Annotated in this window: 11 protein-coding genes and 6 pseudogenes; 10 read left to right on the top strand and 7 right to left on the bottom strand. The window is 43.8% G+C overall.

What is annotated here, in order from left to right; translation table 11 throughout:
- Positions 1–49: 49 nt before the first annotated feature.
- Together CAG69_RS06620 and CAG69_RS06615 are read right to left on the bottom strand one after the other, a co-directional pair.
- Positions 50–511, bottom strand: a complete 462-nt coding sequence (locus CAG69_RS06620; RefSeq protein ID WP_161443298.1) for a hypothetical protein — start codon at positions 509–511, stop codon at positions 50–52.
- 146 nt (positions 512–657) lie between these two features.
- A pseudogene (locus tag CAG69_RS06615) lies at positions 658–1039 on the bottom strand (transposase); the annotation flags it as partial.
- Positions 1040–1476: 437 nt separating this feature from the next.
- On the opposite strand from CAG69_RS06615, the gene CAG69_RS06610 reads away from it, so the two are divergent.
- The 6 genes from CAG69_RS06610 (at position 1477) to CAG69_RS06570 (ending at position 6884) form a co-directional block, all read left to right on the top strand.
- On the top strand, positions 1477–1842 hold the full coding sequence (locus CAG69_RS06610) for a hypothetical protein (protein ID WP_161443296.1): 366 nt from the start codon (positions 1477–1479) through the stop codon (positions 1840–1842).
- A gap of 134 nt (positions 1843–1976) precedes the next feature.
- The gene (locus CAG69_RS06605) at positions 1977–2291 is read left to right on the top strand and encodes a hypothetical protein (RefSeq protein ID WP_054702825.1); all 315 of its coding nucleotides are present in this window, start codon (positions 1977–1979) and stop codon (positions 2289–2291) included.
- Positions 2292–2431: 140 nt separating this feature from the next.
- Complete coding sequence (locus CAG69_RS06595; RefSeq protein WP_161443294.1) at positions 2432–2779, top strand: hypothetical protein; 348 nt, start codon at positions 2432–2434, stop codon at positions 2777–2779.
- Positions 2780–2921: 142 nt separating this feature from the next.
- Entirely contained in the window at positions 2922–3683 is a 762-nt protein-coding gene (locus CAG69_RS06590) for a PhzF family phenazine biosynthesis protein (RefSeq protein ID WP_337247412.1), read from the top strand.
- A 126-nt stretch (positions 3684–3809) separates the two neighbouring features.
- A complete protein-coding gene (locus CAG69_RS06580; RefSeq protein ID WP_161443290.1) occupies positions 3810–4403 on the top strand; it encodes a DUF6988 family protein in 594 nt (197 codons plus the stop codon).
- Between the two features lie 1233 nt (positions 4404–5636).
- Positions 5637–6884 carry a DUF3644 domain-containing protein gene (locus tag CAG69_RS06570; RefSeq protein WP_045372005.1) on the top strand — a complete coding sequence of 416 codons (1248 nt, stop codon included), beginning with the start codon at positions 5637–5639 and terminating at the stop codon, positions 6882–6884.
- Between the two features lie 411 nt (positions 6885–7295).
- Here the strand turns inward: CAG69_RS06570 and istB (CAG69_RS06565) are convergent.
- From istB (CAG69_RS06565) to CAG69_RS06545, 5 genes and pseudogenes are all read right to left on the bottom strand, one after another.
- Positions 7296–7994, bottom strand: a pseudogene (istB, locus tag CAG69_RS06565) (IS21-like element helper ATPase IstB).
- 98 nt (positions 7995–8092) lie between these two features.
- Positions 8093–8833: pseudogene (gene istB, locus CAG69_RS06560) on the bottom strand (IS21-like element ISVch3 family helper ATPase IstB).
- A 10-nt stretch (positions 8834–8843) separates the two neighbouring features.
- A pseudogene (gene istA / locus CAG69_RS06555) lies at positions 8844–10375 on the bottom strand (IS21 family transposase).
- A gap of 257 nt (positions 10376–10632) precedes the next feature.
- A pseudogene (locus CAG69_RS06550) lies at positions 10633–12037 on the bottom strand (IS21/IS408/IS1162 family transposase).
- Between the two features lie 278 nt (positions 12038–12315).
- Positions 12316–12807, bottom strand: coding sequence for a VOC family protein (locus CAG69_RS06545; protein WP_161443288.1), 492 nt, complete (start codon positions 12805–12807; stop codon positions 12316–12318).
- A 529-nt stretch (positions 12808–13336) separates the two neighbouring features.
- On the opposite strand from CAG69_RS06545, the gene CAG69_RS06540 reads away from it, so the two are divergent.
- The 4 genes and pseudogenes from CAG69_RS06540 to CAG69_RS06525 all read left to right on the top strand — a co-directional run.
- Positions 13337–14341, top strand: coding sequence for a LacI family DNA-binding transcriptional regulator (locus tag CAG69_RS06540; RefSeq protein ID WP_161443286.1), 1005 nt, complete (start codon positions 13337–13339; stop codon positions 14339–14341).
- A 22-nt stretch (positions 14342–14363) separates the two neighbouring features.
- Entirely contained in the window at positions 14364–15611 is a 1248-nt protein-coding gene (locus CAG69_RS06535) for an ABC transporter substrate-binding protein (protein WP_005428311.1), read from the top strand.
- A gap of 62 nt (positions 15612–15673) precedes the next feature.
- Entirely contained in the window at positions 15674–16663 is a 990-nt protein-coding gene (locus CAG69_RS06530; protein ID WP_161443284.1) for a carbohydrate ABC transporter permease, read from the top strand.
- Position 16664: 1 nt separating this feature from the next.
- A pseudogene (locus CAG69_RS06525) lies at positions 16665–17477 on the top strand (carbohydrate ABC transporter permease); the annotation flags it as partial.
- Positions 17478–17493 lie beyond the last annotated feature (16 nt).

The following is a 17493-nucleotide window of genomic DNA, read 5'->3' as shown; positions in this document are numbered from 1 at the left end:
GAACTAGCTAAAAAGCAGAGTAAATATTTAATAGTAACTAAGAATAAGCCTAACTGTTCTTTGAGAGATCCAGAGCTATGGTAGATTGATAAAACGGAGCTGAGTAATCCTGAAAGATATGGTTGAATTGCTCACGGCTATCAAGCACAAAAGCAACTCGAACGTGGTCTAGGTTGTATGTCGTCAAAACAGAGCGTAACCAACCCGCCAACGAACTCTCCAAAAGCGCTCTACAGCCTACGAACCACACCCATGTTTGCTGATCACTTCGAATAACATCTAAGATTTCTGACTTGTATCGATAACCATCTCCCATTGAAGTTAGGTCGATGTACACAACATTAGCTCCCAGTCCATGGTTAATGCGATTGTACGTATCTTGAAGTTCTCTACCGCATTCACTATCAAATGTGTGAAACCTCATCACGCCCAACTCCCAATAGCCGTGTATTAAGCGTTCTGGTGTACCTACAGGCCAGCTATCAAAGGTGTATAAATTATCTTTACGCATCTACGAAACTTATTTTTATGAACGGATTAGAGAAGTGAAGCCCAATGGTTGGACACATAAGCCAATATCTTAAGTGATTGAACCAGCTCATGCAGCGTATCTCTGTCTGTCAAAGTAGACTTAATGAGGGGGAGGTCATTGAGTACCTAGTGTTTACGCTCCTCATTATAAAACACCATGTAGTGCCCGATTTCAAGCTCTGCTTCACGGGGGGTGCTGTAAGCTTTTAAGTAAATCTCCTCGTATTACAGACTTATCAATAGTCGCTCAATAAAAAGATTGTCAATACAGCGACCTTTTCCGTCCATGTTTATCCATATACCCTCATTGAGCAACTTCTGTGTGAACTCAGTGCTAGTAAACTCGCAACCCTGATCGGAGTTAAAGATATCGGGTGGTCCGTAGTATTGGAGCACCTCTTCGAGAGCCACGATACATAAAACTTGTACCCATGGTGTTCGATAACCGCGAGGACAACACCTTACAGTTATACTAGTCGATAATGACAACCAAGAACAGGAACCCTTTTGTTGGTAGTTCGTTCATTTACAATAAAGTTTGTCACTTTTTCCTCTGTCGGTTTAACTTGACAGAGGTGATATGAACTGCCTATAGCAAACACGCCTTTGCCCCAAAATCGTTCAGAGCTAATACTCTACACATTTAGGGGGCGTGCGTTTACCCTACTAAAAGTTATTCGATGGAGTTGATAATTGTTCATTCTCGTCATTAGGAGACATCTTGCAGTCTAACTTCCCTTCATGTGGTATAATTTATTGATTATCAGTTGAGTTAATATGAAAGAGATTTCACTATTGAAGGATGAAAGACGACTATGTGTCGCCTAATAAGCGTTATGAGCCTTAGTCGATCGTGAAGCCTGTCGTGAAATCCCTATGGGATTATGAATTTAGTTGCCTTTAGCAATAGTCTAAGCAGATTGTTGATTCTAAGAGGCAAAAAACATGCTTGAGCGTATAGAAAAAGTGTTGAGCCTAAATGATATCGCTTATGAGAGTGGTGAAACAAGGATGTACATTAAGTTTGGTGGTTTGTGTTCACAAGTCAAAATTCATTACGACTACGCAACCAACACATACAAAGTCAGTTGCGGAGAGCTACGCCAGCTAATATCGAGCATTGTGTTTTTCTGTATGGCATTCAACATGCTTAATCTGCCTGATCCGCAATTTTGGACTGGTTACGGCGCAGGCTTGATGTTCGCAATAGCGATCGGGAACTTGTTTTCAGTTATTTCAGCAAATATACAATTACTAGACTTACGTGCCCAACTCAGAGAAGAAGGCATATTCTTAAAACACGGCTCATAACAAAGCGTTTAAGACGGATTCCCAACGCTTGGCATTTTCGGTTTGATTCAGCTTTAGTGTTTACGGCACAATGGTTTAGGTTCGGTGGTCGCGTTGTTCACCACTTAACGCGGCGTTATAAGGCTTGGAGAAATATGGAACTAAATTGTCTAACTGATTCAGAGTTACTCTCGCTTAATCAAAGTTTTGATGATACCTATATTGAAATACTATTCCTTTTAGAGTCTGATCAGAAGGTCAAACTCTTTGTCAGTAATAAGCAAGGTAAAGCGATAACTGTTCGTTTTAAGGGAATGCAGCTATCTGCTAGAAAGACGACTTTAAGTGACATTCCAACATTAGGTGAAGTTGAAGGAGTCTCTTATTTACAAGGCTCCCTTTCGTTAGAAGGTGACTTCGGGCTAATTGAAGTTGATGGTCAGGATATTATCCTTGAGCCCGCCTTATAACAAATTGTTCAAGAGTGATTCGGCACGCGTGGCATTTTTACTATGCGTTGGTTTTAATGGTTAAGGTGGTATGCGGAGGCTTCGGTATTGCGTGCCTCACACCTTAACAAGGCGTTATGTTCTTTAGGCTAGGAAGGGCTATGGAAACAGTTAAATTACTAGATTTGGGGTTTTCTACTGCAGATGCAGAATATCCTGAAATCCATCAAGAAGATGGTGATTTACGAGCTGAGTTTAAAGATTGGCAAGAAAAAGCGGTAAAGTTGTATTTTGCCGATCCTGTAGCATTCAAGTGGCAGATGGTGTTTGATTTACTTGAAGGGGAGCGAGATGACTGCTGTTATGAAATATGCTCATCTTTTTGGCTTAAGCAACACGTCGAATCAGAAGTGATTAATCACAACGAAGGTTACAAGCACTTTCGTCTAAATTTTAATGAGTTAGGGCAACTCGATATAATCGCACTAAACATTGTAGTACGAACATAACAAAGCGTTTAAGACGGATTCCCAACGCTTGGCATTTTCGGTTTGATTCAGCTTTAGTATTTACGGCACAATGGTTTAGGTAGGGTGGTAGCGTTGCTCACCACTTAACGCGGCGTTAAATTGCAATCGAGGGTGGTGAATTATCAAATTAGAAACATATGATGTGTTTGGTGGTGAGTCGGCTTCTGGTAACCCTTGTGGTGTACTAGAGCTTGATAGTTGGCTTTCTGATGAAGAGTTACAGAAAATAACTTGTGAAGCAGGGCTTCCAGTTACCTCTTTTGTTATCAAACTTGATGGACAGTTTCACATTCGTTGGTATGCGTTGGATGGGGAAATTAATCTGTGTGGGCATGGTAGCTTAGGGGCTGGTGCTGCAATCATCTCTAAGTACAAACTCAATAGTGTACTTTTCAGCAGCAAATACGGAGACGTCTCAATTGCCAAAAAGAATGGTATGTATACTCTTGAGTTGCCTAGCTGGAAAGGTGAAACATGTGTAGTTCCACCAGAAATAGCGGATTTGGCTGTTGATGCTATTGACGTATTTTCAACTCGAGACTTAGTTATAGTCTTGCCCTCAATAGAATCTGTAAGAGATTTTGAGCCTGATGATATGCGCTTTAAACAGCTTGGTAAGTACCATGCTTTAATTGTGACTGCAGCGAATGTCGAAAATGGGTACGTATTAAGATATTTTGCGCCCAAAATTGGTATATCTGAAGATCTAGCGACAGGTTCTGCTCAATGCTCTTTAGCTCCATACTGGTTTGACAGGCTTGACTCAGATTTACTTCAGGTACAGCAACTTTCGTCGTCAGGTGGCCATTTTAGCGTAAGGCGTATCTCAGGTGACTCAATCGTGTTATCAGCAAATGCAAAGCTACGGAAAATAGCAATTTAACAAACTGTTCAAGAGGGATTCGCAACGCGTGGCATTTTTACTATGCGTTGAGTTTAGTGGTTAAGGGGGTATGCGGTGGCTTTGGTATTGCGTTGCTCACCCCTTAACAGGGCGTTATGGTGATATATGAAAATTGAAGATTTTGAAACTTGGTCTAGATATTATCAACTTCAGCTCGATGGAGTGAGTTTTGAGCCTAATGCAAGACGACGTGTTGCAATGGGACTGTTGCATTTGAGTTTAGAGCACCATCAATCAATATTAAATTTAGCTAAAAGTAACCTATTTGGTTCGTCTTTTTCGCTTCTTCGCTGCCAATTCGAGTCAATGTTGAGAGGGCTTTGGTTTCTTCGTTGTGCCTCCGATGCTCACATCGACAAGTTTATTGGAAATAAAAAGCTGGATTTAAAAGTTAATGACCTAATTGCTGATATCGAAACTACAGACGGTTACCAAGGCGGAGCACTGCAACGATACAAGGCTGGAAAGTGGAAAGCTATGAATGATTATACCCATGGTGGTTTTTTCCAAGTAGCCTCACGCACTCAAGGTGACGAAGTTACGGGTCGTAATCTTTCGGAGCACAATTTCTGGATACTTGCTGAATCTTGTCGACTTTCATTATTATCGGTACTCGAACTATGCAGTATTATCGAACAACCGAGACTATCGCGCACTCTATCCTCAAAGTATTTTGAGATTATCGAAAAATCACCATAACAAAGCGTTTAAGACGGATTCCCAACGCTTGGCATTTTTAGTTTGCTTCAGCTTTAGTGTATACGGCACAATACTTTAAGTACAGTGGTCGGCGTTGCTCACCACTTAACGCGGCGTTAGTACGGGATTGGTATCAAAGGTTAAAAATTTCGGTGTTTATCTGTTTCGTTTCCTAGCTTTTCACTGGATCAAATGTGCCTTTCACGTTCTTTCCGGTGGCACTATATGCGTAGCGCCCGCGTCGATTTCACCGTTTACGGTTTCTAACTTTTGGGCTATTTCGTTGGTGCGGATTCTTTTGTGTTGTTGGCTTTTTAGCCTTCAATTCTGTACTTTGGTGTGGTTGTCAAAGTTCGGTGACCGAATCCCTTGCTAATTTGAAACCAGTCAAAATAGGGAAGTTTGGCGTGTTTTTCTTCTAGCCCACTTGCGTCTTGAGATTGAGTTCCAGTTTGGCGGTTGTCCGTTTGGCTTCAGCGTTTTAAACCAACAGTTTCGTGCTATATTTCAATATCTTGGTGCAAACCAAAAAGTTTTAGAACAGCGTACTAACAAACAATTTAAGAGTGATTCGGCACGCGTGGCACTTTTGCTATGCGTTGGTTTTAGTGATTAAGGCGGTATGCGGCGGCATCGGCATAGCGTGCCTCACACCTTAATTGGGCGTTAGCTTACAGTCTGAAAAATCAAACTCATATAGCTGATGTTAGGTAGGCCACATCTTCAAAATGAGCAATCTGATTGGCAAATATTTTGGTTGTATCAGCGGTAGTAAGTAACATTTGTTAAGCGGCAATTTTTACCGTGTGTGGTCGTAAGCTCACTTGGTCTTGGTTTGTTGGTGGTAATGTCAGTACCGCCTCTATTTCATTCATGGCAAAGTTTTGCACTTGAAAGCAGCAAATCCAATACGAGCATTGGTGAGTGAAGTTCCGTGAGTCTCCACGCTCGGCGGCTTTGGCAAAGCTCAAGTTAATACTTAGATCATCATAAAGTTGTCGGCTATGTTTATAATCTCGACTTCTCGTTTAATGTCAAAATAAGTTGTTGTTTTAGTATAAAATGCTCGGAAAACAATAAGCTAACAAAGCGTTAAAGACGGATTCGCAACGCGTGGCATTTTTCGTTTGGTTTGGCTTTAGTGTGTACGGCACAATATTTTAGGTTGGTGGTCTGCGTTGCTCACCACTTAACGCGGCGTTAAGTGGCTCAACCAAGTCAGGAGGAATAAAATTGAGTAGGTATGATAAAGTTGATTTGGCTTATGCATTTCTTTCTGCAAAAGAAACAGAGGGTGAGTCATTTACAATCGACGAGTTAGCTAAGGTTACTGGTTGGAAAAAACAGACATGTGGGACATATCCATCTAAACGTTGGCACCAATATGTACAAAAGGATGGCTCACATTATTTGACTACTGGTATCAAGTTTTTAAGTAAAGAAGAATTTAGAGCAGTCCATAGTCAAAAATTACAGCAAGTCGCTGATCAATCAGCAAAAGGCATGTTGCTTCATAAAGCCAGAGAGTTTGCTTTGCTAGCTGTTTCTACATATAACAACCCTTATACAGAATTTAAAACCTACGGTTACATCGTAAATATTGTTATTGCATATACAGCATTATTCCATGCGATCTTTGAAAAGAAAGGCGTTAATTACTTCCATCATAAAGATGGAAAACCAGTCATTATTGATGGAGAAGAGAAAGCATGGGAGTTAATGGAGTGCTGCAATAAATATTGGAACGGAGAAGAGCGTCCTGAAAAATTCAATTTACAGTTCTTGATCGGACTTAGAAACAAAATTGAGCATAGAAGCCTTCCTGCAATAGATCTTGCAGTTGCTGGTGAATGCCAAGCAGCCTTGATCAACTTTGAAAATTTACTTGCAGAAGAGTTTGGTGATTCCCATGCCCTTAGTACAAACCTAGCTATTGCCATGCAACTAAGCCGTGTATCAGAACAGGCTCAAATTGATGCAATGAAGCAACTTCAAAAAGAAAACTACAAAGTTGTTCGTCATTACATGGAAACGTATCGTGCAGATTTAGAAGACAATATTGTTGAAAGTCAGCAGTATCGTATTCGTGCCATGTTGGTTCCAAAGCTCGGTAATCACGCCAAATCATCTGATATCGCTGTTGAGTTTATTAATGTAAGTAAGTTATCTGAAGAAGAATTACAAAATTACGAACAAGGGGTCGCATTCATCAAGGGCATCGAGAATCCTTACAAACTGAAACCCTCAAAAGTTATGGCTCTTGTTCGTGAAAAAATTCCATTTTTTAATATGCCATTACATACGAAATGCTGGAAATTCTTCGAGGCTCGCCCTAGAGATAATGCTCCAGCTTTTAAAGGCGAGTATGCTTCATTTATTGAGGGTTTTGATGGTTATTTATATACAAAGCAATGGGTTACATTCTTGGCAACAGAGCTCAAAAAGCCAGAAGTATTAGCTAAAGTGAAAAAAGCCACTTAACAAAGCATTTAAGAGGGATTCTCGGTTTTACTATAAGGCGCTGTTTTATAATTTCTTTTTTCTTTATGCCTCCTCCTGGGGGAACATTGAGGGGAGCTGCGGAAAATAACTCTTAATTGTGATTTAAATCACTATTTTTGCTTATTTTGTTTCGGCTCTTCACCGAATAGCCTCTCAGAGCATAATGTACTCAGGAGGAGCAGTTCAAGTTAGTGGAACTAATACACCTGAGAGCGGGAAATTTTAGTTACTTACACTAATTAGAGTTGGATTGGTGTAAGTTTGTGCACCCAGCGACTTTGTCGTATCTTAACTTAATTGTTAATTTGCACTTAAATCTGAACCACCATTTGCATTGAAAAGTATTCCATCTAAGTAAGTCTAATCTAGACTACATTTTCACGTTAGTTTCTATTTGTTTTTCTCCTTCGACTTCTTTTTTGATTCCTTAAAACGATAGCTCTCGTTACCCGTTTTAATGATGTGACAGTGATGAGTCAGCCTATCCAGCAATGCCGTTGTCATCTTTACATCACCAAACACTTTCGATCATTCTGTGAAGTTGAGATTGGTGGTTATGAAGATACTCGTGCGCTCGTAGAGTTTACTGAGTAAATGGAACAGCAATGCCCCACCCGCTTGGCTAAAAGGGACATACCCTAGTTCATCCAGTATGACTAAGTCGCAGCTCACTAGTCGATTAGCAAGGCGGCCCACATGACCAGCTTGCTTCTCCTGTTCCAGCGTATTGACGAGTTCTATGGTCGATAGAACCTGACCCGCATTTGGTGGTGTATGGCTTGTACGCCCAACGCCGTCGCTAAGTCCGTTTTCCCTGTGCCTGGATCACCAACAAGCACAATATTTTGGCTGTCTTTGATAAACTCACAGCGATGCAGACCTCGTACCAGATACTCATCGACTGTACTCTAGCTAAAGTCAAACCGTATAAATCGCGATAGACAGGGAACTTTGCCGCTTTCATTTGGTAAGCGATGCTGCGCACTTCGCGGTCTGCCACCTCTGCTTTTAGCAAGGTTTCAAGTATGGTTGAGCTTGCTGATAAGCAGGAGAGTTTTGAGAGGCAAGTTCAACGATACTGCTTACCATGCCGTAAAGTTTGAGTGCCTGCGTATTTCGGTGATTGCGAACGCTTGTTTCGGTTTATTCCGAACACCTGAACCAGCACTTTTTCTCTTTCCCTATTTTTACTCTAAGTGTTCGGATTGCGCCAGTTTTCTCATTGACTCACCTCCCAGTTCTATTCGATGACTATTGTGTACCAGCCGATCCATTAGAGCGTAAGCGACGGTGGCGTTGCCGATCATGTTGTACCACTCCTTTACGGGTAGTTGACTGATGACGATTGTGCTGCTGTTTTGGTAGCGGTCTTCAAGCACTTCTAACAAGTGACCTGCATGCTCTTGAGTCAGTTTTTCCATCCCCCAGTCGTCGAGGATCAGTAGAGCTTTCTTAGCCAACGATTGAAGTTGCTTTTGATAGCTACCATCCAGACGACCTGCGGTCAGATCATCAAGCAAGCGAGTTAATCGGTAGTATCTGACCGTTTGTTGTTGGTCGCAGGCGCTGGTTGCAAGTGCGCAGCCAAGATACGTTTTACCTGCTCCTGTTGGGCCTGTGATCAAGATGTTCTGGTGCTTGTGCAGATAGCCACCCGTTAGAAGTTCGCTCATCTGCTTGCGGTTGAGGTTTCGTCCCTCCTTTTAGATGAGTTGGCTCGGCTGAGCATCCACTCTCAGCTTGGCTTGTCGTTTTAAGCGTTGGATTTTGGTCTGATTGCGATTCAAGATTTCACTTTCCAGAAGTAGGCTTAACCTTTCCTCGAAGTACAGCTCTGCGTAGGTCGTCAGTTGCTCTTGTTGCTGCTCTAACGCTTTCGCCGCATGGCTCAAGCGGAGGGTTTTGAGTTGGTCGTTCAGTGCGTTCATATCCTTTCTCCTAGTGATAACAGTTCGGGCCACGAACATTGCTGTGAACAAGGTTCGGCGTATTCGCTTTATCTTTACTCAGTTGCCCCTCACGATTGTTCTTGAGTAGATTGTTGACGAAGGTGTAATTGGGTTTTGTCAGCATCAGTGCATCTTTACAAGCTTGCTCTAGGCGCGATTCGCCATGGGCTTTGCTCAAGTTGAGCAGCCCAAGGCAGGAACGATACGACTGCTCGGGATGAGGCTTAGAGTTCAGCATTTTATTGACGACTTCCCGTGTGGCGGGGCCGATATTGGCTCCCCAGTTGAGTAAACGTCCAGGCGACCACTTTTGATGTTGATGATTACTCGGCATGTGCTCAGGTTGAGTGCTGTTTCCGCGCTCCCTTTGGCTACGCGGGTGCTGGGCGACCAAGTTACCTTGATGGTAGATTTGCACCAGACGGTTGGAGGCTTCCAGTTCGACATAGTGGCCAACAAGTTGATGGGGAACCGAGTAGTAGTGGCGGCGATATTCGATGTGATAATCAGGCCCAACCTTGGCTCGCTTGGTTTCGGTATAGAGATATCGCTGCTTAGGAAGGGGCTTTAACGTGGGTTATCGAGTTTGTCGAACAGCGCTTTGCGGCTCGCCCCATAATGCTTCATCTCACGTTCGTTTAAGTCATTCATCAGCTCACGGATGGCAAGGTTCAGCTCTTTGAAGGTATAGAAGGTTTGATGGCGAAGTCGCATCATGATCCAACGTTCCACTAGGAGGACTGCATTTTCTGCTTTGGCTTTGTCTTTCGGTTTGTAGGGGCGAGCTGGCATCACGTCAGTTTGATAATGATTTGCCAGTTTTTGATAGCTTTCATTAAGCCTCGGTTCATAACGGTTAGCTTTGCTGACCGCGCTGCGTAGATTATCGGGAACCAAGAGCCGTGGTACACCACCGAAGTGTTCGAGCGCATTGGCATGCGCCTCTAACCAGTAAGACTTACCTTGACTCGGGAAGGCTTCAACATAGGTGTAATTGGACGCACCTAAGGTCGCCACGAACACTTCTGCTTCGCGCACTTCATCTGTATCAGGGTTGACCACTTGAAGCCGAGGCCCACAGTAATCGATGAACAGTTTATCACCTGCAACATGGAGCTTACGCATACTGCGCTTTTGAGTTTTGAACCAACGAGTGAAGTGCTCGCAGAACTGAGTGTAAGCGTAAGCTTGCTCTTGATATTGCTCATGGTACTCCTGCCACAATAACATCTTTGTCATGCCTTTACGCTTGAGTTCGACAGCGTACTGAGCGAAGTCTGGCATAACCTTGTCTCGACTGGCTTGCTTCGAATGATATAGGGCTTTGGTAAGGTCTGTATCACTGCAACCTTCTGGGAGAGGCCAGCCTATCTGACTTTGCTTAAAGCGAGCGACAAGCTCTGAGACTGTTGCAAGGCTGGCATTGAGACAACTAGCAATACTACGGTAGGACAACCCACACTCGTACTTAAGGCGTAATATCTCTTTGATTTTGTTCATTGGAGTTCTCTTTTTCGCCATTGTCGCTTCCTTACGTTCTTGTTTAAGAAGTAAAGAATAGCGAGCTATTGATTTAAAAGAGAAAAAGGAAGGATTTCGGGCATTCCGAACGCGGTTTTCGCTATTCCGAACGCTGATTTCGGAGTTTGCTTAAAAGTGTTCGGATAATCGCGGAATGTGCGTTCGGATTAAACCGAAATAGGTGTTCGGGTCATGCCGAAATGGCTGTTCGGAATGCTCCGAAATACGCAAGTGCCTTTAATGTGCTTAATAACGCTTCATTGTGCATGACGTTTACCTCTTAATTCGTCATATCGCGACGTATCACTGGTTGGCTCGGTAACCAGTCGTAGCCCTTGAGATATGGGGACTGGTACGACTGAGGTAGGATTGAGTAAGCGGCTTAAACAGTTTATGACGTGTTGTTTCGATGGTGTGCCTGCTTCCAGTGCCATGTTTATGGTTTGCTCTACGAGTTTTTCATCGTGATGAAGAACCAGTGACAAGACTTCGACCATTTACTTATCGCCGCCAAGACGCTGCAATAATATGGATTGCAGGTGCTTAAAGCTCTCAGGGAGCAAGTGAAACGGTGCGCCATTACGTATAGAGTCTGGTTTACGTTGTGCAACCAATAGGTAATGTCGCCAGTTATAAACAATGTATGGCGGATCATGTCTGGGGTTAAAAATTCTTTGGTGCTCTGCGATTGGCTGACCTTCTGCCACCAAGACAATGCTATCAGGGTAGGCGTGCAGACTGATTCGTCGGTTTGCGTAACTTGCGGGCACGGAGTATTTATTTCGGTCGAAGTTCACCAAACAGGTAGAAGAGACTCGCTTGCTTTGCTCGGTAAAGCTATCAAACGGTGCCGTGACTTTCATTAAGTGAGAGCGCTCACTCAGCCACATTTTCTCTATGGTCATATCACGATATTGAGGGCGTTTGTGCGACTGCCAGTCGAGCAAACACTGAACTTCTAGCCACTCATTAAGCTCTTCTAAGGTTTTCACCCTAGGATCGCGTTGCCAGATGATAGAGCGTGTATCGCGCACGTTTTTCTCGATTTGTCCTTTTTCCCAACCTGCTTGCTGGGTTGCAGAAGTCGGCTTCAAACAGGTAGTGACTGACCATGGTTAAAAAACGATGATTAACCACTCGTTCTTTTGCTTTTTTCACCGCATCAACCGCGGTTTTCATATTATCGTAGATACCCCGCTAGGGAACGCCTTGTAGTTTGGTTTTATGGCCATTGATATAGGCCCAATTTTCGCCCCAATCAAACTCAAAGGCTTCACCTTGGGCAAACTCTAGCGGCATATACGTTTGTTTAGAGGCATCGAGTTTTTGTTCTTCTCGCCATTTGCGTGCGAATGATGCGACCCTGTCATACGAGCCGCTATAGCCTAGTGGAACGAGGTCTTGAAAAAGGTTTTTGACCGTTTTTCGCTGCCTTCTCGGTCGCTTCATTTCTCGTTTTAGCCAAGAAGTCAGTAATTCTTCAAACTCATTGAGTTTACTCAATGAATACCGCTTTGGATAAACAGGTTCGATGGTTTGATCTTTCAAATAACGCTTAACGGTATTTCGGGATAATCCTGTACCTCTAGCAATTTCTCTTTGCGATATTCCATCGCGGAAATGCCAGCGACGAATAACACTTAATAATGACACGTCAATCACTCTACATTCTCCTGCTAAGACTCAGAAGGAATTAGGTTAGATGATGTGGATCAGTTTTCGGTGCAAATCAGGGAGTGAAGTGGATCAGTTTTGGATGCAGTTTAACACTAGGCATTATGAACAGATCATTAAAGTTATCGAGAACTCTTTTGATATAGTTTGATGAGAGTTAAGAACAATTATTCAGAAGAGATTAGCTTTTTTGGCCTTATATCTGGCCTAGGAATGAATACAAAAAAGGTTGACATCAGAGCCAACCTTTTGCTTTATGTTTTTACTTATTCATAGTCGGAAGCGTAAGTGTCTTCGTAAGAGTGTGAGTAAAACTCAAACAGGTTGCCAAACGGGTCTTCTAGGTAAACCATTTGTGCTTGCTTTAACTCGTCTTCTGGATGGTAACGCATGATGTCCATACGAACTTTACCGCCATACTCTTCAACACGTTTGATTGCCGTATCAAACTGTTCTTTTGGTAACTGTAAGCAGAAGTGGAAGATACCTAGGCGAGAGAAGTCTATTTCATGACGTTCTTGACGATCTTTCATCTCAAACAGTTCAACACCGATACCATCTGTTGTTACTAGGTGTGCAATGTTGAAGCCTTTGAAGCCCTCACCAAAAACAGCAATACACATGCGGCCAATCGCAGACTCTCGTTCTTCAATCACTTTAGTGTTGTTCATCACAATGCGAAGACCTAGCGCTTTAGTATAGAACTCAACCGCTTTGTCCATATCACCAACCATGATACCTACGTGATTCATTTTCATAATTTGCTACCAATACCTTTAATTTTTCAGCTTTGTTTCGACAGAAGGGAGTATATGGGCATGGCTAAATCAAATAAAATTATCATTGTTTATTTAAATGATAATATTTGGTTATTAGAGAAGGTTGTGAAAGCTAAGATAGTCTTCAGATCGAAGCATTTTGTGCATTGTCTTTGATTGGCTGATAGCTCTAGAGCCTGGTTACATTTACGCCCTCTGAGTTGATGAATTTCGGATAATTAGTGCACACTTCAAGAGCACCAATTATCTAGTGAAATCGCTGCTTGATGGGGTGATAAGCCGATAAGTCGTTCCAAATTTGTTGTTTCTCGGGTTTCATGAAACGGTTTCATGGGTATGTGCTTTTTTGTCATTGGACTCACTTTTTACTAACTTACTCGATTTAGACCCTTATTCGTTGTGATATCCCTCACTTTAAGCATGGTGTTAATACTGAATACTTTTACGATATGAAAGCGTTTTCAAAAAAGTAGAAACTCGCAGTGTGCATTTAGTGGAGAGGTCTCTTTTGGTGACAATAAAAGATGTATCCGAATATTCGGGAGTTTCTCAAGCGACCGTTTCAAGAGTGATTAACGGTACGTGCCGCGTTAGCCAGCACAAAAAGCTTAAAGTTGAGAAAGCGATTAAAGATCTGAACTACCGACCTAACTCTATTGCGCAGGCATTGGCTTCGAGTCGTACTGGCAGTATCGGCATTATCGTTCCTGAGTTGGGTGGCCCATTTTACTCGTGCATTCTGCACAGTATTGAAGAGCGCTTACGTCGCATGGGCTATCACGTGATAGTGACGGCAGGTTCGAATACCGAACAGAGTCAACGCGAGTCGGTTGAGTTTCTGCTTGGTCGCCGTGTTGATGCGATGATTCTGCACACACAAAGTCTTTCTGATGATTATCTGATCGACCTCGATAATAAAGGGATACCGGTAGTGTTGGTTAACCGATACATCCCTGAAATGGCTCATAGCTGTATCGAGATCGATAACGAATTTGGTGGCCGAATGGCAACCGAATACTTGTTGCGAATGGGGCATCGCAACATTGCATGTATTACCGGACCTCTGGACAGATCTGACGCACGGGGGCGTCTACAAGGTTACCGCAAGGCTCTTGAAGAAGCGGAAATCGTGTATGACGAAGCGTTGGTGTCCGAGGCCGGTTTTACAGAAGAATCTGGCATCAGTGCAATGAGAAAATTGCTTAAACGTGAAAGCGGTTTCACCGCAGTTTTTGCTTGTAATGATCACATGGCGTTTGGTGCTTATGAAGTCTTGAAGGCAGAGGGCATGCAAGTGCCAGAGCAAATCTCGCTTGTCGGGTTTGATGACATCTTGTTTGCTCGCTATCTCACGCCAGCCCTTACCACGGTTAACTTCCCTATAGAACAGATGAGCGCAGAGGCGGTACAACTTGTCATCCAAGCGCTGAACAAGAACAAACGTGATGTGAACTTCAAACTCACTCCTACCCTGGTGCCAAGAAGTTCGGTCAAGGAACTCAATTCTCTCTAGAACAATAATTAAGGACAACAACATGAAACTCAAAACTTTGACGCTTGCCATGACGGCTGCACTCGGTGTTGCTGCAACGGTAAACGCTGCCGATGAAACTAAAATCCGCTTCGATGGTTTTCCTGACTTCGATAGCAGCTTGAAAGTGCTGTTGCCAGATTTCGAGAAAGAGACAGGCATTAAGGTTGATTACCTAATGAACAACCACGGTGACCACCATACGAAGCTGACAACCAACTTGGCGACGGGCTCTGGTGCAGGTGATGTGATTGTTGTTGATGTAGAAAAGATTGGTCCATTTGTGGCGTCGGGCGGCTTGGTAAATCTGTCTGAAAATTATGGCGCTGATAAATACGCAGAGAGTTTTGCTCCTTACGCATGGGCGCAAGGTAAAGGTGCTGACGGTGATGTGTACGGGATGCCTGTCGATCTAGGTCCAGGTGTCATGTACTACCGCACAGACATTTTTGAAAAAGCGGGCATTGATGTTAACGAAGCGATCAAGGATTGGGATTCTTACATTGCAGCAGGTGAAAAACTTAAACAGCAAAATGTTCAACTAATCGCTTCAGCAGCGGATGTGGCACAAGCGATCATCTTCACTACAGTCCCTGAAGGTGAAGGCCTGTACTTCGACAAAGACGGCAACCCAGTTGTGACTTCTGAGCGCTTTGTGCACGCGTTCGAAGTGGCAAAAGAGATCCGTGACAAAGGCTTGGACGGTCGCATTCTCGCGTGGTCAAACGAATGGTACGAAGGCTTCCGTAACGGCACATTTGCCACTCAGCTTTCTGGTGCTTGGCTACTTGGTCACCTAAACAACTGGATTGCGCCAGAAACAGCAGGCAGCTGGGGCGTGTCTAATCTTCCTGATGGTATTTACGGAAGCTGGGGTGGCTCATTCCTATCGATTCCAACCCAATCTAAACACCAAGATGAAGCGTGGAAGCTGATCGAATACATGACAACCAAGCGTGATATTCAGCTTAAACACTTCGAAACCATTGCAGCATTCCCTGCTAACACCACGACTTACGACGACCCAATGTTCGAAGAGAAAATCGAATTCCTAGGTGGTCAGCAAGCGCGCCTATTGTTTGCTGAAGTGGCGCAGAACATCAAGCCAGTGGCACCAGCGAAAGGCGATCACGTTGCTCGTTCAATCATCTTAGAAAACGCACTGATGGAAGTGCTGGATGAAGGTAAAGATATTAAGACAGCGCTTAAAGAAGCTGAGCGCATGATTAAACGTCGTACGCGTAATCTGTAATTTTTGCCAATACTTAAGGCAAGGAGGGGGCATGTCCCCCTTCTAGGTAAGAGGTCGTTACTATGAATCAGGCAGCGAGCAAGGTTATGGAAACATCACAGCGTGAGAGCATTTTTTCTCGTCTAAATTTGAAAGCGCTTACACCGTATGGATTCCTATTGCCGTTTTTGATTATCTTTTCAGTATTCGGAATTTTTCCGTTGCTGTTTTCTATTTTTCTTTCTTTTCATGAGTGGAACCCAGTCGAGGGTTTGGGGGCAATGGACTATGTGGGGTTCGAAAACTACCACATTGCACTGACAGACCCGTGGTTGTGGCGCTCACTGAAAAACACGCTTTGGCTAGCCATCACATCAGGTGTGGCTCAGCACTTAGTTGCTTTGCCTGTGGCGTATATCTTAGTGTCGCTGGGTGACCGTTTTCGCCATTGGTTAACATCGGCTTACTTTCTGCCGTTTATTACCTCGACAGTGGCAGCGTCGCTGATCTTCTTCAACATGTACTCACCAAACTCAGGGATCATCAACCAAAGCTTGATGGCGCTGGCAGACAGCACGTTGTTTGGCTGGGCATTCTCTTGGGTGAACGATTTCCAACCTATCCGTTGGCTAGATGATGCGACTATGGTGAAACCATCCATCGCGATCATGGTGTTTTGGAAATACACCGGTTTCAACATTGTGCTCTACACCACGGGTTTAATGACTATCCCTAAAGATATTTTGGAAGCGGCACGTATGGACGGTGCAAATGCATGGCGTCGATTCTGGAGCATTTCACTACCAATGATTCGTCCATTCATCTTCTTTGCGGTCACTATGACCATCATCGGTAACTTGCAGTTGTTCGAAGAACCTTTCGTCCTAACGCGCGGTACTGGTGGTACGGGTCAGTCTGGCTTAACCATCTCTATGTACCTCTACAAAGTGGGTTGGGAATGGTTAGAAATGGGTACAGCGTCAGCAATTTCATGGCTGCTCTTTACCTTGATTGTAGGCTGTACAGCGGTTCAATTCTTCTTCTTCGGTAAGAAAGGTCTAGGGGAGCAATAAGATGAGTACTAACACTTTACCTGCGGAGCAGCGTTGGCGTCCTAGCGATCGCAGCATCGAGATCTTCACCAAAGTATTGATGGTGATGCTCGGCTCCGTACTGATTGTTTCTGCCATCATGACGGTATTCCCGTTCATTTGGTCGGCGTTACTTTCAACCCGTGATCGTACCGAAATTTTTGGTACAGGCATTAGCTTTGCCATTGGTGATAGCTTAGCGGTCAACTACGCCAAGCTACTGGAAATCATGCCTTTCTGGCAGGCGATGTTTAACTCCATCTACATCGCGTTCTTAGGCACCACGATTTCATTACTGTTTTGTAGCATGGGTGGTTACGCGTTTGCGGTCTACAAGTTCAAAGGTAAAAACGTGCTGTTTGGCATGTTAGTTGGCTCGATGATGATTCCGCCAGTATTGAGCCTGATCCCTTACTTTATGATCGTGAAGTTCCTTGGTTTGCTCGATAACCACTTAGCGGTTTGGCTACCATTCACCACCACGCCATTTGGTATTTTCTTGATGCGTCAGCACGTGGTGGCGTCGATTCCGAAAGAGCTGTTAGAAGCAGCGAAGCTAGATGGCGCAGGTGAATTCCGTACTTACTGGAGTGTGGTATTGCCACTGATGAAACCGGCGCTCGCGACGCTTGCTATCGTGCAGTTCGTCTTCTTCTGGAACATGTTCATGCAACCATTGGTGGTACTGACGACGCCAGAGAACTACGTGATTACACAGGCACTGCGAAGCGTGCAGGGCATTCCAAATACGCCATGGGGTGCGGTGATGCTAGGTACTACTATCTCTATTCTCCCGTGAGTAAGTACTTACT

It is taken from the genome of Vibrio sp. V43_P6S15P86 (assembly GCF_009904725.1).
In the GTDB taxonomy this organism is placed as follows: Bacteria; Pseudomonadota; Gammaproteobacteria; order Enterobacterales; family Vibrionaceae; genus Vibrio; species Vibrio diabolicus.
Note: the sequence above shows the minus strand (reverse complement) of the source record. Positions and strands in the feature narration are given on the sequence as shown.

Bases quoted from the DNA above. Each gene is read 5' to 3' on its own strand.
- CAG69_RS06535 (WP_005428311.1), top strand. From the start codon at position 14,364: ATGAAACTCAAAACTTTGACGCTTGCCATGACGGCTGCACTCGGTGTT.
- CAG69_RS06530 (WP_161443284.1), top strand. From the start codon at position 15,674: ATGAATCAGGCAGCGAGCAAGGTTATGGAAACATCACAGCGTGAGAGC.
- CAG69_RS06620 (WP_161443298.1), bottom strand. From the start codon at position 511: ATGCGTAAAGATAATTTATACACCTTTGATAGCTGGCCTGTAGGTACA.
- CAG69_RS06595 (WP_161443294.1), top strand. From the start codon at position 2,432: ATGGAAACAGTTAAATTACTAGATTTGGGGTTTTCTACTGCAGATGCA.
- CAG69_RS06545 (WP_161443288.1), bottom strand. From the start codon at position 12,807: ATGAAAATGAATCACGTAGGTATCATGGTTGGTGATATGGACAAAGCG.
- CAG69_RS06580 (WP_161443290.1), top strand. From the start codon at position 3,810: ATGAAAATTGAAGATTTTGAAACTTGGTCTAGATATTATCAACTTCAG.
- CAG69_RS06610 (WP_161443296.1), top strand. From the start codon at position 1,477: ATGCTTGAGCGTATAGAAAAAGTGTTGAGCCTAAATGATATCGCTTAT.
- CAG69_RS06605 (WP_054702825.1), top strand. From the start codon at position 1,977: ATGGAACTAAATTGTCTAACTGATTCAGAGTTACTCTCGCTTAATCAA.